Source organism: Paracoccus suum (genome assembly GCF_003324675.1).
Classification (GTDB): domain Bacteria; phylum Pseudomonadota; class Alphaproteobacteria; order Rhodobacterales; family Rhodobacteraceae; genus Paracoccus; species Paracoccus suum.
Genome location: NZ_CP030918.1, coordinates 1,283,425 through 1,296,140, shown reverse-complemented (window position 1 = coordinate 1,296,140; position 12,716 = coordinate 1,283,425). Strand labels below are relative to the sequence as shown.

Genomic DNA, 12,716 nt, shown 5'->3' with positions numbered 1-12,716 from the left:
CCGGTTACAGCGTCACGGCCGCCGCATCAAGCGTCAGTCGATCAGGGTCACGCCCGGCAGCGCGACCATGTCCGCGACATCGCCCTCATATTCGGCCTCGCAGCGCGCCGTCACCTCGGGCGCCAGCACGGTCAGCGCGGGATCGTCGGATCCGCGGGGAAAGGCCTTCAGCGCGGCCTGGGCCAGGGTGGACAGCGGGACCGACTCATCGACCTGCAGCACTGACTGCACAAAGGCGTCATAAGCGGCCTGCGACCAGCCGACGAGGCGACGAGGCGAAGTGCCGACGACGGGCGCGGCTTCCTCGCCCACCAGGGCGGCGACCACCCTGTTGCGGATGCGCGGGTAATCCTCGAACCGCCAGACAGTCAGGTGCGGCTGGCCCGGCAGCGTGCCAAGGCGCCGGGCCAGATCGGCCCAGCGGATACGGCGGGGGTCGGCGTCACCCAGGAAATCCTCGATCAGCACGCCTTCGCCCGCCCGCATCCACATGCCAAAGGCCGAGGTGACGAAGGACGCCGGCTCGCGCAACCCCAGAAAGATCTGGTCCGGCTTCCGCCCCAGGATATCGAGCAGCGACTCGAGCCGCCTGGCAGCCTGCGGATAGATCGTCCCCTCGCCATCGACGAGCGAGCCGCGCCGGATCTCGCCGATCAGGTTCTCGTCCGAGATGACGCAGCGGGTCACGCCTTCGGATTCGATCAGCTCCAGTCGCTTGCGCCAGGCAAGTTCCTTCTTCGGCCAGCGGCCGGGGAACTGAGCCATGGTCGACAGCTGGATCTCGGCCTCGCGGGTTTGCTGCGGACAGATGCAGGCAATGTGCCGCGGCCAGAGGCGCGGGCGGGCGTCGTTCAGGCGCGATTGCAGGTGAGTGGTCGCCGTCTTGTGCGCGCCGACGTGGAGGAAAAGCTGCATGACCATCCGTGCAGGGCAAGCCTTTGTCCCGTCACGGGATCGCGGGAAAGGCGGCGGCTGGCAGGGGCAGGGGGACTCGAACCCACGACCCTCGGTTTTGGAGACCGATGCTCTACCAACTGAGCTATACCCCTAGGCCGAGGGCGTGATTACGGCAGGCTGGGCGGCGACGCAAGGCGCTTTCACGGCTAGCCCCGAGGGTCCACAATGCCCTGTCCGCCCCAAGCCAGATGTGTGACATGCCAACCGACACTGATGTCCCCAGCACGCCTACCGAGCCTGAAAAGACCGTTCCTCAAGATGCGCTGCGTTGGTTGAGTTGCAAGGACGGCGATCTGACCGCTGCCGAACGCCGGGTCGTGGAGCACCTTCTGCGCCGCCAGACCATCGCCCGCCAGCCCGAGGGCGAGAGCGAGGGCGAGCGCGCGCCCACCTTTGGCGAGCGGATGGCCGACCAAGTCGCGAGATTCGGCGGCTCCTGGATGTTCATCACGGCGTTCCTCGCTTTTCTCGTGGCGTGGGTCGGCCTGAATCTCGCCTTCGAAACACGGGCGCTGGACCCCTACCCGTTCATCTTCCTGAACCTGCTGCTGTCCATGCTGGCCGCGCTCCAGGCGCCGGTCATCATGATGAGCCAGAACCGCCAGGCAGCCAAGGATCGTGCCGCCGCCGCCCATGACTACGAGGTCAACTTGAAGGCGGAGATGGATATCATGGGCCTGCATGAAAAGATGGACGACATGCGGACGCGCCAGTTGGAAGGGCTGATCGCCCGTCAGCAGGCCCAGATCGATTCGCTGATCGCGCTGTTGCACAAGAACGGCCAGCAGGCGCCCTCGGACAGCACCGCGCCGACCACCTAGGAGGCAGCGGCACCCGCCTGCTCGCGGTCGTCGCTGAGGAAACCGCCCGACTGCCGCGCCCAGAGGCGCGCATAGATGCCGCCCTGCGCCAGCAATTCGTCATGCGTCCCCTGCTCGGCGATCCGGCCGCGGTCCATGATGACCAGCCGGTCCATGGCGGCGATGGTGGACAGGCGATGGGCGATGGCGATCACCGTCTTGCCCAGCATCAGCCGCTGCAACTGCGCCTGAATCGCGGCCTCGACCTCACTGTCCAGGGCGCTCGTCGCCTCGTCCAGCACCAGGATCGGGGCGTCCTTCAGGAACACGCGGGCAATGGCAATCCGCTGGCGCTGACCGCCCGACAACTTGACCCCGCGCTCGCCCACATGGGCATCATAGCCTGCCCTGCCCCGCGCATCGCTGAGGCCGCCGACAAAGGCATGCGCCTCTGCCATGGCGGCTGCGGCCTCGACCTCGTGATGCTCGGCCTCGGGACGGCCATAGGCGATGTTGTCACGCACCGAGCGGTGCAGCAGCGAGGTGTCCTGCGTCACCACCCCGATCGCAGCGCGCAGGCTGTCCTGCGTCACCCCGGCGATGTCCTGCCCGTCGATAGTGATGCGCCCGCCATCCAGATCGTGAAACCGCAGCAGCAGGTTCACCAGCGTCGACTTGCCCGCGCCGGACACGCCGACCAGGCCGATCTTTTCACCCGGGGCGACGCGCAGCGTCAGGTTGTCGATCACGGCGGGGCGGCGCGCGTCCTCTGGCCCATCCTCGCCGGCGTCATAGCGGAAGGTCACGCCCTCGAACGCGACCGCGCCGTGATCGGCGACCAGCGGCACCGCCTCAGGGCGGTCTACGACGGTGCGCGGCAGTGCCAGGCTGCCGATTCCGTCGCGAACGGTCCCGATATTCTCGAACAGGGCCGACATTTCCCACATGATCCACTGGCTCATGCCGTTAAAGCGCATTGCCAGCGGCACGGCGGCCGCAACGGCCCCCGCCGCGATCTGGCCCGATGTCCACAGCCGGATGCCGATGCCGACCACACCCAGCCACAGCCCGGCGTTCAAGACCGTCAGCGACACGTTCAGCACCGTCACAAGCCGCATCTGGCCGTAGACGGTCTGCAGGAATCCATCCATGCCCTCGCGGACATAGGTTTCCTCGCGCTGCGCATGGCTGAACAGCTTGACCGTGGTGATGTTGGTGTAGCTGTCAACGATACGCCCGGTCATGACCGAGCGGGCGTCCGACTGCTGCTGCGCAACGCGCCCGAGGCGGGGAATCACGACGAACAGCAGCGTGCTGTAGAGCACACCCCAGACGAGGAACGGCACCGCGAGGCGCCAGTCGTTTGACAGGGCAAGCACGACGGCGCCGACGAAATAGGCGACAACGTAGACCGCCACGTCCATCAGCTTCATCACCACCTCACGCACGGCGAGCGATGTCTGCAGCAGCTTGGTGGCGATCCGTCCCGCGAACTCGTCCTGAAAATAGCTCATCGATTGGCGCAACAAGTAGCGGTGCGCCTGCCAGCGGATGCGCTGGGGAAAGTTTCCGATCAGCGTCTGGTGCATGATCAGCGAGGCGAACAACTCGATCAACGGCAGGCCGATAACGACCACTGCCGCCATGAAGACAAAGCCGCGGCCCTCGATCTGCCAGAAGCGGGCCGGATCGCCGCCCTCCATGCCGTCGACCAGCCGGCCGATATAGGCAAAGAGAGAGACCTCGATCAGCGCAAAGCTCATCGCCGCCGTTGCCATGGCGAGCAACCAGGGCCATGCCCCGCGGCTGTAATGCATGCAAAAGCCGACCAGGCTGCGCGGCGGCAGCGATGGCTCGTCAGCGGGATAGGGGTCGAGCCGACGCTCGAACCAGCGGAACATGGGGCGCACCAGGACAGGGTTTCAGACCGCGCAGGCAAGCCCTGGACGCCGCGGTTGTCAAGCCGCCGTCCGCCGCGACGGGACAAGGGACATTCGTGGAACACTCGGCCCGGGCGGGCGTTGCCACCCCAACCTGTCATGCAACGGAGACGAGACATGTCCGACACCATCAAGAACCTCGAAGACCTTTATCTCGACGGCCTCAAGGACCTCTACAGCGCCTGCAAGCAGGCCGTCCCGGTGACCGAGGAAATGGCCAAGGCCGCCAAGAATCCTGACCTGCAAAAGGCTCTGACCGCTGGCGTTGCGGGCACCCGCGACGGCATGGCGGCGATGGAAAAGCTGTGCAAGGCGCATGGCACGGACGCTGCGGGCGAGCACTGCAAGGGCATGGAGGGTCTGGTGGCAGAGGCGCGCAAGCACGGGCTGGAGGCCAAGTTCGCCGACGAGGACACGCAGGACGCGGCCATCATTGGCCAGTATCAGCGGATGGCCCATTACGCCATCACCGGCTACGGCACGCTGAAAGCCTGGGCCAAGCGCCTGGGGTTCAGTGACGACGTGAAGGTTTTAGACGAATGCACTGCCTCGACCTACGAGGGTTACGAGACGATGACCAAACTGGCCGTCAAGGGCGGGATCAACAAGGCCGCGATGTAAACACGACGGTTAAATGAAAAGGGGCGGTTCCGCGCGGGGCCGCCCCTTTCTATGCACGCAGCGCTTCAGCGGCGGCGCACCAGCTTCCAGCCGGTGATCATCGGCCGGATCAGGTCCTCGCGCTTCCACAGGCGGTAATAGAGGATCATGCCAACGTGCAGCAGCACCAGCAGCAGGATCAGCGTCCCGCCCAGGTGATGCAGCGACAACGCTTTGCGCGAGGTCGCGCGCGAGACCTCGGACGCGAGCGGGCCGACATTGATGAAGTCATCCGGATCGCTGACCAACCCGGTCGCCACCTGCATCACCAGCAATGCCAGCATGGCGACGACCGACCAGCCGCCCATCGGGTTGTGTCCCCGCCAGTAGCTGGGCACCCGCCTGGCGAATCCGCGGATATACTCCAGCGTCGCCCGCGGGCCATGGATCAACCGACTGAAACGCGCGTGGCGTGGGCCGATCAGCCCCCAGACCAGGCGAAAGGCCAGCAAGGCTATGATCGCGTAGCCGAACCAGAAATGCAGCGTCATCTTGGCCGGTCCAAACTGGGCCAGCAGCCAAGTCGCCGTCACCAGCAGTGCAAGCGCCCAATGGACCGCGCGCAACGCCGGGTCCCAAATCTGCAGCCGTTCGACCCCGGCAGGGAGCGCTCCCCCTGCCGGGTCGCGATCAGTCCTTACGGTATTCGTCATGGCACGCCTTGCACGCCCCGCCCAGCTTCTGGACGACGGCGGCAACCTGCTCCTGACCGCCTTTGACTGCGTCGGGGGCGCCGGCGGCGGCCGTCACCAGCCCTTTGTACTTGTCGGCAAAGCCGGCCATGTCGGTCCAGATCTTGGGCAGCGCCTCGCTGTCGTCGATTTCGCCCTCGGCGGTGCCGGGAATGAAATGCATGGCAACATCGTAATGCGTCAGCGCCTCGATATTGGTCGCCGCGTGGACGACCGCGGCCTCGTCATAGGGAATCTCGCCCTTCGCGGTACCGGCCAGCACGCCCATGTTCGCCCCGAGCATCAGCATGAAGCCATGTCGAGCCTCGAGCGCCAGCTGCTCGGGCGTATCTTCAGCCGCCTGCGCCGCGAGGGGCGTAAGCGACAACACTGCGGCAGTAATCAGGGAAAGACGCATGATTGCCTCCGGGCTGGTGTGCGTAACCGTGGGGAATGGTGCACGTTTTCCAGACAAAGCGGAAGGCGGTACGTGTGGGCGGCGAAAGATCGCCGCCCTCTTGCACGTCAGGCGTAAAGGTTCTGCACGCCCACCTGCTGGTGGATCGCGTTCACCTTCTGCTGGTCGAGGCTCATCGCGTCGGCGAGGGCGTGCAGGTATTGGGCCTCGCGCTCGTTGTCGAAGTCGATGGCCATCAGCGACATCAGGTAGACCTGCTCCTCCAACCCCTTGGGGACTTCACGAGCCAAGGCGGCAGCGTCCACGGGGGCGGCCATCTGCTCGCGGATGAACTGCTTTTCGTCCTCACCCAGATCGCCGACCTGGCCCATCAGGCGCTGCTTTTCCTGCTCGTCGATCTTGCCGTCCGATTTGGCCGCCTGCAGCATCGCCTTCAGCATCAGCCCGGCGACAGCGTTTTGTTCGGGCGTCGGGGCAATTTCGGGCTCGTCCTGGCGCACCATGGCATCATTGAAGACTTCGCCGAACGAGGCGTCGTTGCGGTCCTGGGCGCCCTGACGCGCTAGCCCGCCCGCCTGCGTCGTGCGGGCGTTGCCGCCGCCGAGCAGATCGCCCAACACCCCGCCAAGGCCGCCCGCAGCAGCGCCGCCGGCAAGCCCGCCAAGCAGATCGCCAAAGCCGCCGCCCCCGGTGCTGGCCGTGCGCGTGGTGCCGCTGTTGCGGGTCATCTGGTCAAGCATGCCACCGAGGCCCCCGCTGGCGCCCTGGGTGTTCGGCCCGCCATAGCGGCGGCCGGTACCGGCGCCGCCGGCCGGCTGACCCCCGAGTACCTGGCCGAGGATATCCCCGAGGCCGCCGCGCCCCTGCGCCGATGCCGTCTGTCCGCCGCGCTGCGACTGGCCCAGAAGATCGCCCAGGATGCCGCCACCCGTTGTGCGCGGGCGGCCACCCTGCGGTGTCTGCTGCCGGGCCTGTTGCTGCATCATCCCGCCAATCCCCTTGGCAAGGATCACACCAGCCGCAACGCGGGCGAGGGTTTTCATCAGGCTCATGCGATATCTCCTTGTCCTGCCGCAAAGGCGCGGCGGCACAGCTTCCCGGGGGCTGAACGTAATGTCGAGCGCCGGAGTTCCGCATTGCAGACCAGGCCCCGCGCCGCCCTTGATTTCCTGCTGCTGCGCCTTTAGATCGCCGCGATGCGATGACCTCGGGGCGTGCATCTGGGCTGCGCCGCCGACCTGCCGATCTGGAGACATCATGGCGAAGGCAAAATTCGAGCGTAACAAACCGCACGTGAACATCGGGACGATTGGTCACGTTGACCACGGCAAGACGACGCTGACGGCTGCGATCACGAAGTATTTCGGCGAGTTCCGGGCTTATGACCAGATCGACGGCGCGCCGGAGGAGAAGGCGCGCGGGATCACGATCTCGACCGCGCATGTGGAATACGAATCGCCCAACCGGCACTACGCCCATGTCGACTGCCCCGGCCACGCTGACTATGTGAAGAACATGATCACCGGCGCCGCGCAGATGGACGGCGCGATCCTTGTGGTGAACGCGGCCGACGGCCCGATGCCGCAGACCCGCGAGCACATCCTGCTCGGCCGCCAGGTCGGCATCCCGTACATGGTGGTCTACCTCAACAAGGTCGACCAGGTGGATGACGAGGAACTGCTCGAACTGGTCGAGATGGAAGTGCGCGAGCTGCTGTCGTCCTACGACTACCCGGGCGACGATATCCCGATCATCAAGGGCTCGGCGCTTGCGGCGCTGGAAGGCCGTGATCCCGAGATCGGCGAGAACAGCATCAAGGCGCTGATCGAGGCGGTCGACAGCTACATCCCAACCCCCGAGCGTGCGGTCGACCAGCCGTTCCTGCTGCCGATCGAGGACGTGTTCTCGATCTCGGGCCGCGGCACGGTGGTGACGGGCCGGATCGAGCGCGGTGCGGTGAACGTCGGCGACGAACTGGAAATCGTCGGCATCCGGGACACCAAGAAGACGACCTGCACGGGCGTCGAGATGTTCCGCAAGCTGCTGGACCGGGGCGAGGCTGGCGACAACGTCGGCGCGCTGCTGCGCGGCGTGGACCGTGACGGCGTCGAGCGCGGCCAGGTGCTGTGCAAGCCGGGCTCGGTCAAGCCGCACACCAAGTTCGAGGCCGAGGCCTATATCCTGACCAAGGAAGAGGGTGGCCGTCACACGCCGTTCTTTGCCAACTACCGGCCGCAGTTCTACTTCCGCACGACCGACGTGACCGGGACCGTGAACCTGCCGGAAGGCACCGAGATGGTGATGCCGGGCGACAACCTGAAGTTCGAGGTCGAGCTGATTGCGCCGATCGCGATGGAAGAAAAGCTGCGCTTCGCGATCCGCGAAGGCGGCCGCACCGTCGGCGCCGGCGTCGTCTCCAAGATCCTCGCCTGAGACTAGGACTGACAAAGAGACTGAAGGGCCGCCCCTCGGGGCGGCCTTTTGCTATGGAATGGCCCGCTTTGACCGGGACGCTTTGACCAGGACGCTTCAGTCGACCCAGACGTTGCAAGTAGAGAGCGGCTGCTGACTCGATTTGTCAGGAGGCCTGCTCGATACTGCCTCCATTCCCCAGGAAAGGAAGCAGCAACGTGATCGATCATATTGGGCTAACCGTCGTCGACCTCCCTGCCGCGCGCAGTTTCTATGAAAAAGCGCTTGCCCCCCTCGGCATCACCTGCCTCATGGAGGTAACTGAGGAGATGACCGGCGGACACGGCGCGCACCTCGGCTATGGCGAGGGCGACAATCCGTTCTTCTGGATCGGAACCGGCAGGGCCGCTTCGCATAGTATCCATGTGGCCTTTGCCGCGAGAGATCAGGCGGGGGTCGATGCATTCTATGCCGCGGCGATCGCGGCTGGCGGGAAGGACAACGGCGCGCCCGGCCTCCGCCCGCAGTATCATCCCGGATATTACGGGGCTTTTATCCTCGACCCTGAAGGCAACAATATCGAGGCAGTCTTCCACGGCGCTGCCGGCTAACCCTGGGCGATAATTTCCACCCCCTGCGCCACGCTCAAACGAAAATGGCCGCCCCTTATGGGACGGCCCTCTTGGTCACAAAGTCCGAAAAATCAGACGTAGCGCAGGTTGGTCGCCGACTCGCGGCCGTCACGGCCGGCTTCGATGTCGTAGCTGACAGCCTGGCCGTCACGCGGCGGCTGCAGGCCGGCGCGCTCGACGGCCGAGATGTGCAGGAACACGTCGCGCTTCCCGCCTTCCGGCTCGATGAAGCCGAAGCCTTTGGTGGCGTTGAACCATTTCACGGTGCCATTGGCCATCGTGATACCTCCTCAAGAATCGCCATCCACAGAAGCGTGATGGCCCGGCCCGGTCGCTAACAATCGCAGTCTCGGTTCCGGTGGAGGAGAGGCAAAAGCAGAAAACGTAGCCTCCGCTATCTAGGGCCCCTGCCCGTCCGTGACAAGGGCCGCGCTCGATAGCCCGCCAAGGGCGGGGCGCGGCCGGCGGGTCAGTTGAAGCGGTTGTCGCGCGGAAAGCCGCGGGGCGCCATGCGCCCCGCCGAAGCACGGGCGCCCAGCCATTCGGACAGGTCCGCCTCGGTCCGCGTGCGGCCCGCGGGGTCCTTCCATGACAGCCCGACCGACAGCGTGAGGCAGGTCGCATCCGACAGCCCGCCGTCCTTGAATCGCTGCAGGCGCACGCCCTTGCCGCGCGCCATCTCGGGTAACTCCGACAGCGGAAAGACCAGCATCTTGCGGTTCTGGCCGATGGTGGCGATGTGATCGCCCTCGACCCTGCGGCGCAGCAAGGCAACGCCGTTCAGCACCTGCTTGCCGGCCTTGGTCTGGGCGAGGATGTCCGCCGCGCCGACGATAAAGCCGTCGCCGGCCGTGGATGCGACCAGATGCATGTCGCCCTCGCGCCAGGCAAACAGGTCGATCACGGCGGCGTCATTCGGCAGATCGATCATCAGCCGCAGTGGCTCGCCGAGGCCCCGGCCGCCCGGCAGGGTCGCGGCCGGCAGCGTGTAGAACCGCCCGTTCTGCCCCAACAGCATCAGCTTGTCCGTGCTCTCGGCGTGCAGCGCCATGAAGGGGCCGTCTCCGTCGCGGAACTTGACCTCGGCGTCCAGCGGCTGATGGCCCTTGATGGCGCGGATCCAGCCCATGCGCGAAAGTATCACGGTCACCGGCTCGCGCGGGGCCATGGCGTCCATGTCGACCGGCTGGACGTCCTCGCGATCGGTGATCTCGGTCCGGCGCATGCCGCCGGGCGCGGACTTGCCGAACAGGGCGCGCACTTCTTTCAGTTGCTCGGCGATCTTTGCCCATTGGGCGCTTTCTTCGGCCAGCAAGGCCTGCAGGCCGGCGCGCTCGTCGGACAGGCGATCACGCTCGGCCCGCAACTCGATCTCCTCGAGGCGGCGCAGGGCGCGCAGGCGCATGTTGAGGATCGCCTCGACCTGCACATCGGACAGGCCGAACTCGGCGATCATCACCGCCTTGGGGTCGTCCTCGTGGCGGATGATGGCGATGACGCGGTCGAGGTTCAGATAGGCGACGATATAGCCGTCCAGCACTTCGAGCCGGTTCGCGATCCGGTCCAGCCGGTGTGCCGAGCGGCGCAGCAGGACCTCGCGCCGATGGTCGAGGAAAGCGCGCAGCACCTCCTTGAGCGAGCAGACCTTGGGCACGCGGCCGTCGATCAGCACGTTCATGTTGACGCCGAACCTGACCTCCAACTCCGACATGCGGAACAGGGCGGCCATCAGCTGCTCGGGGTCGATGGTGCGGACCCGAGGCTCCAGCACGATGCGGATGTCATCGGCGCTCTCATCGCGCACATCGGCGAGGATCGGCACCTTGCGCGCCTGGATCAGTTCGGCCAGGCGCTCGATCAGCTTGGATTTCTGCACCTGGTAGGGGATCTCGGTGACGATGATCTGCCAGTTGCCGCGGCCCAGGTCTTCGCGCACCCAGCGTGCGCGCAGGCGCAGGCTGCCGCGGCCGGTGCGATAGGCCTCGGCCAGCACCTCGCGCGGCTCGACCAGCACGCCGCCGGTCGGAAAATCCGGGCCGGGGACAAAGTTCATCAGCGTCTCGTCGCGGGCGTCGGGCGACTTGATCAGGTGCAGGCAGGCGTCCAGCAACTCGTGCAGGTTATGCGGCGGCACGTTGGTCGCCATGCCGACCGCGATGCCGCTTGCGCCATTGGCCAGCAGGTTCGGGAAGGCGGCAGGAAGGACCACAGGCTCGGTCAGAGTGCCGTCGTAGTTGGGCCGGAAGTCGACCGCATCCTCGGCCAGCCCTTCCATCAGGGCCTCGGCCGCCAGCGTCAGGCGGGCCTCGGTGTAGCGACTGGCGGCGGGGTTGTCGCCGTCGATATTGCCAAAGTTGCCCTGCCCGTCGACCAGCGGATAGCGCATGGCGAACGGCTGGGCGAGGCGCGCCATCGCGTCATAGATCGCGCTGTCGCCATGCGGGTGATAGTTGCCCATCACGTCGCCGCTGATCTTGGCCGATTTGCGGAATCCGCCCGACGGGGCCAGCCGCAATTCCCGCATCGCGTAGAGGATCCGGCGATGCACCGGCTTTAGCCCGTCGCGCGCGTCGGGAAGCGCCCGGTTCATGATCGTGCTCAGCGCATAGCTCAGGTACCGCTCGCCGATAGCGCGGGCGAGCGGCTCGGACTGGGTCGAGGGCGCATCGGCCGCCGGAAGGTCGGGCAGCGGGGGATCAAGCTCGTCAGACATGGGCTGCGGGATAGTCCCAAGCGCGGGGCGGCGGCAAGGGCCAGACGGCCCGGGCGGGCGATCATGGGTCCTTTCGCGCGGAACGCCGCGGCCCAAGCGGCGTTTGTCCGTGAACGCCCCGCAGGCACGCCGGGCGCACGAGGTGGCCGGTTCGGTCGCGAGAGGCTGAAGGCTATGGTGCGGCTGGTTCTTTTGACGCTAGCAGGGTTATTTGGCGTATTGGCGCTATTCGGGACGCCCGAATTCAGCGGCACTGACGCAGGTTATGTGCCCAATGCAGAGGTGGCCGTGGCTCCGCAATCGATCGAAACAGCGCAGCAGGTGCCTGAGGATGCCGGTACGCCCCCCGCAGTGCTGATGACAGCAGCGCTGTCTGCCCCGCCAACGGCGATGTCGCGCGGGGCACCTGCGCTGCAGCCGTCGCCCGAACATGCGGCGACGACGGCGCTGAAGACAGTGGCCGCGCAGACCAGCAGCGTCTATGTCACCTCGGATGCGGTTAATCTGCGGGCTGGGCCAGATCAGGCCGCCGCGATTCTCGCCAAGCTGAAGCGGGGGCAAGCCCTCGCCCCGGTGGGGCCGCCAGTCGGCGGCTGGGTCGAGGTTCGGAACGGCAGCCAGAACGGCTTTGTCTCAGCCCGTTACCTCAGCAACCTGCCGCCGGCGTAACGTGCAGGGCGGTCGCGGCGTTCTCATCACCGGCTGCTCGTCCGGGATCGGCCTCGACGCGGCGCGTTATCTCGCGGGCCGGGGCTGGCGCGTGGTCGCCAGTTGCCGCGACCCGGCCGATGTCGCTGCACGTCGCGCCGAGGGGCTGGAAAGCCTCGTTCTGGACGTCGCCGACCCGGACAGCGTGCAGGCCGCCGTGGCCGAGGCAGTTGCGGGGGGCCCGCTGACCGCCGTGGTGAACAACGCCGCCTTCGCCATTCCCGGCGCGCTCGAGGACCTGCCGCGCGACGCGCTGCGCCATATCTTCGAGACGAACGTCCTCGGCGCGCATGACCTGACCCGTGCGATGATCCCGCACTTCCGCGCCCAGGGCCGCGGCACGATCGTGAACATCAGCTCGGTGCTCGGCCTTGTCGCGCTGAAATGGCGCGGTGCCTACAACGCGACCAAGTTCGCGCTGGAGGGGCTGACCGATACCCTGCGGCTGGAGATGGAGGACACACCGATCCGGGTCGTCCTGATCGAGCCTGGGCCGATCACCTCGCGCTTTCGCGTGAATGCTACGCGGCAGTTCGAGCGGTGGATCGACTGGGAGGGTAGCGCCCGCGCCGATCAGTACCGCAAGACGTTGCGCAAGCGCCTTTATGGGCCGCAATCCAAGGACCGGTTCGAACTGCCGCCCGAGGCGGTCAGCCGCGTGATCGCCCATGCCATCGAGGCGGCGCGACCCCGACCGCGCTATTACGTGACCGTGCCCACGCACCTGGCTGGAATGGCGCGGCGTTTGCTGCCGACGCGCGCACTGGACTGGGTGGCGCGGCGGGGCTAGTGTCGCCGCTTGCGG

General features: G+C 66.6%; 13 protein-coding genes and 1 tRNA gene. 6 read left to right on the top strand and 8 right to left on the bottom strand.

The features are described 5' to 3' along the window. Window positions 1–33 precede the first annotated feature (33 nt). Complete coding sequence (locus tag DRW48_RS06260) at window positions 34–915, bottom strand: hypothetical protein (RefSeq protein WP_162784689.1); 882 nt, start codon at window positions 913–915, stop codon at window positions 34–36. Between the two features lie 58 nt (window positions 916–973). Next, a tRNA-Trp gene (locus tag DRW48_RS06255) sits at window positions 974–1,049 on the bottom strand. Between the two features lie 105 nt (window positions 1,050–1,154). Here DRW48_RS06255 and DRW48_RS06250 point away from each other — a divergent pair. Continuing rightward, window positions 1,155–1,778, top strand: a complete 624-nt coding sequence (locus tag DRW48_RS06250; RefSeq protein WP_114075661.1) for a DUF1003 domain-containing protein — start codon at window positions 1,155–1,157, stop codon at window positions 1,776–1,778. On the opposite strand, the gene DRW48_RS06245 is transcribed toward DRW48_RS06250, so the two are convergent. Next, complete coding sequence (locus tag DRW48_RS06245; protein WP_114075660.1) at window positions 1,775–3,658, bottom strand: ABC transporter ATP-binding protein; 1,884 nt, start codon at window positions 3,656–3,658, stop codon at window positions 1,775–1,777. The genes DRW48_RS06250 and DRW48_RS06245 overlap by 4 nt on opposite strands. A 156-nt stretch (window positions 3,659–3,814) precedes the next feature. On the opposite strand from DRW48_RS06245, the gene DRW48_RS06240 reads away from it, so the two are divergent. Beyond that, window positions 3,815–4,318, top strand: coding sequence for a DUF892 family protein (locus DRW48_RS06240; RefSeq protein WP_114075659.1), 504 nt, complete (start codon window positions 3,815–3,817; stop codon window positions 4,316–4,318). A 65-nt stretch (window positions 4,319–4,383) separates the two neighbouring features. Here the strand turns inward: DRW48_RS06240 and DRW48_RS06235 are convergent, their stop codons facing one another. From DRW48_RS06235 to DRW48_RS06225, 3 genes are all read right to left on the bottom strand, one after another. Then, window positions 4,384–5,010 carry a cytochrome b/b6 domain-containing protein gene (locus DRW48_RS06235; RefSeq protein ID WP_114075658.1) on the bottom strand — a complete coding sequence of 209 codons (627 nt, stop codon included), beginning with the start codon at window positions 5,008–5,010 and terminating at the stop codon, window positions 4,384–4,386. Then, window positions 4,988–5,446, bottom strand: a complete 459-nt coding sequence (locus DRW48_RS06230; protein WP_114075657.1) for a c-type cytochrome — start codon at window positions 5,444–5,446, stop codon at window positions 4,988–4,990. The genes DRW48_RS06235 and DRW48_RS06230 overlap by 23 nt, the downstream gene beginning before the upstream one ends. A gap of 107 nt (window positions 5,447–5,553) precedes the next feature. Beyond that, window positions 5,554–6,498, bottom strand: coding sequence for a DUF533 domain-containing protein (locus tag DRW48_RS06225; protein WP_114075656.1), 945 nt, complete (start codon window positions 6,496–6,498; stop codon window positions 5,554–5,556). 205 nt (window positions 6,499–6,703) lie between these two features. On the opposite strand from DRW48_RS06225, the gene tuf reads away from it, so the two are divergent. Next, complete coding sequence (gene tuf, locus DRW48_RS06220) at window positions 6,704–7,879, top strand: elongation factor Tu (RefSeq protein ID WP_114075655.1); 1,176 nt, start codon at window positions 6,704–6,706, stop codon at window positions 7,877–7,879. 197 nt (window positions 7,880–8,076) lie between these two features. Next, complete coding sequence (locus DRW48_RS06215; RefSeq protein WP_114075654.1) at window positions 8,077–8,469, top strand: VOC family protein; 393 nt, start codon at window positions 8,077–8,079, stop codon at window positions 8,467–8,469. Between the two features lie 92 nt (window positions 8,470–8,561). Here the strand turns inward: DRW48_RS06215 and DRW48_RS06210 are convergent, their stop codons facing one another. Both DRW48_RS06210 and parC read right to left on the bottom strand, forming a co-directional pair. Continuing rightward, a complete protein-coding gene (locus tag DRW48_RS06210; RefSeq protein ID WP_114075653.1) occupies window positions 8,562–8,768 on the bottom strand; it encodes a cold-shock protein in 207 nt (68 codons plus the stop codon). 191 nt (window positions 8,769–8,959) lie between these two features. Then, window positions 8,960–11,203: a DNA topoisomerase IV subunit A gene (gene parC / locus DRW48_RS06205; RefSeq protein WP_114075652.1), complete on the bottom strand. Its 2,244-nt coding sequence runs from the start codon at window positions 11,201–11,203 to the stop codon at window positions 8,960–8,962. 288 nt (window positions 11,204–11,491) lie between these two features. Here parC and DRW48_RS15890 point away from each other — a divergent pair, with 288 nt between their 5' ends. Next, complete coding sequence (locus DRW48_RS15890; RefSeq protein WP_162784688.1) at window positions 11,492–11,872, top strand: SH3 domain-containing protein; 381 nt, start codon at window positions 11,492–11,494, stop codon at window positions 11,870–11,872. Between the two features lies 1 nt (window position 11,873). Beyond that, window positions 11,874–12,701, top strand: coding sequence for an SDR family NAD(P)-dependent oxidoreductase (locus DRW48_RS06195; protein ID WP_114075650.1), 828 nt, complete (start codon window positions 11,874–11,876; stop codon window positions 12,699–12,701). Window positions 12,702–12,716 lie beyond the last annotated feature (15 nt).

What these genes read in the sequence shown, in the direction of transcription:
- DRW48_RS06260 (WP_162784689.1), bottom strand. Translation starts at nt 915, where the DNA reads ATGCAGCTTTTCCTCCACGTCGGCGCGCACAAGACGGCGACCACTCAC.
- DRW48_RS06250 (WP_114075661.1), top strand. Translation starts at nt 1,155, where the DNA reads ATGCCAACCGACACTGATGTCCCCAGCACGCCTACCGAGCCTGAAAAG.
- DRW48_RS06245 (WP_114075660.1), bottom strand. Translation starts at nt 3,658, where the DNA reads ATGTTCCGCTGGTTCGAGCGTCGGCTCGACCCCTATCCCGCTGACGAG.
- DRW48_RS06240 (WP_114075659.1), top strand. Translation starts at nt 3,815, where the DNA reads ATGTCCGACACCATCAAGAACCTCGAAGACCTTTATCTCGACGGCCTC.
- DRW48_RS06235 (WP_114075658.1), bottom strand. Translation starts at nt 5,010, where the DNA reads ATGACGAATACCGTAAGGACTGATCGCGACCCGGCAGGGGGAGCGCTC.
- DRW48_RS06230 (WP_114075657.1), bottom strand. Translation starts at nt 5,446, where the DNA reads ATGCGTCTTTCCCTGATTACTGCCGCAGTGTTGTCGCTTACGCCCCTC.
- DRW48_RS06225 (WP_114075656.1), bottom strand. Translation starts at nt 6,498, where the DNA reads ATGAGCCTGATGAAAACCCTCGCCCGCGTTGCGGCTGGTGTGATCCTT.
- tuf (WP_114075655.1), top strand. Translation starts at nt 6,704, where the DNA reads ATGGCGAAGGCAAAATTCGAGCGTAACAAACCGCACGTGAACATCGGG.
- DRW48_RS06210 (WP_114075653.1), bottom strand. Translation starts at nt 8,768, where the DNA reads ATGGCCAATGGCACCGTGAAATGGTTCAACGCCACCAAAGGCTTCGGC.
- parC (WP_114075652.1), bottom strand. Translation starts at nt 11,203, where the DNA reads ATGTCTGACGAGCTTGATCCCCCGCTGCCCGACCTTCCGGCGGCCGAT.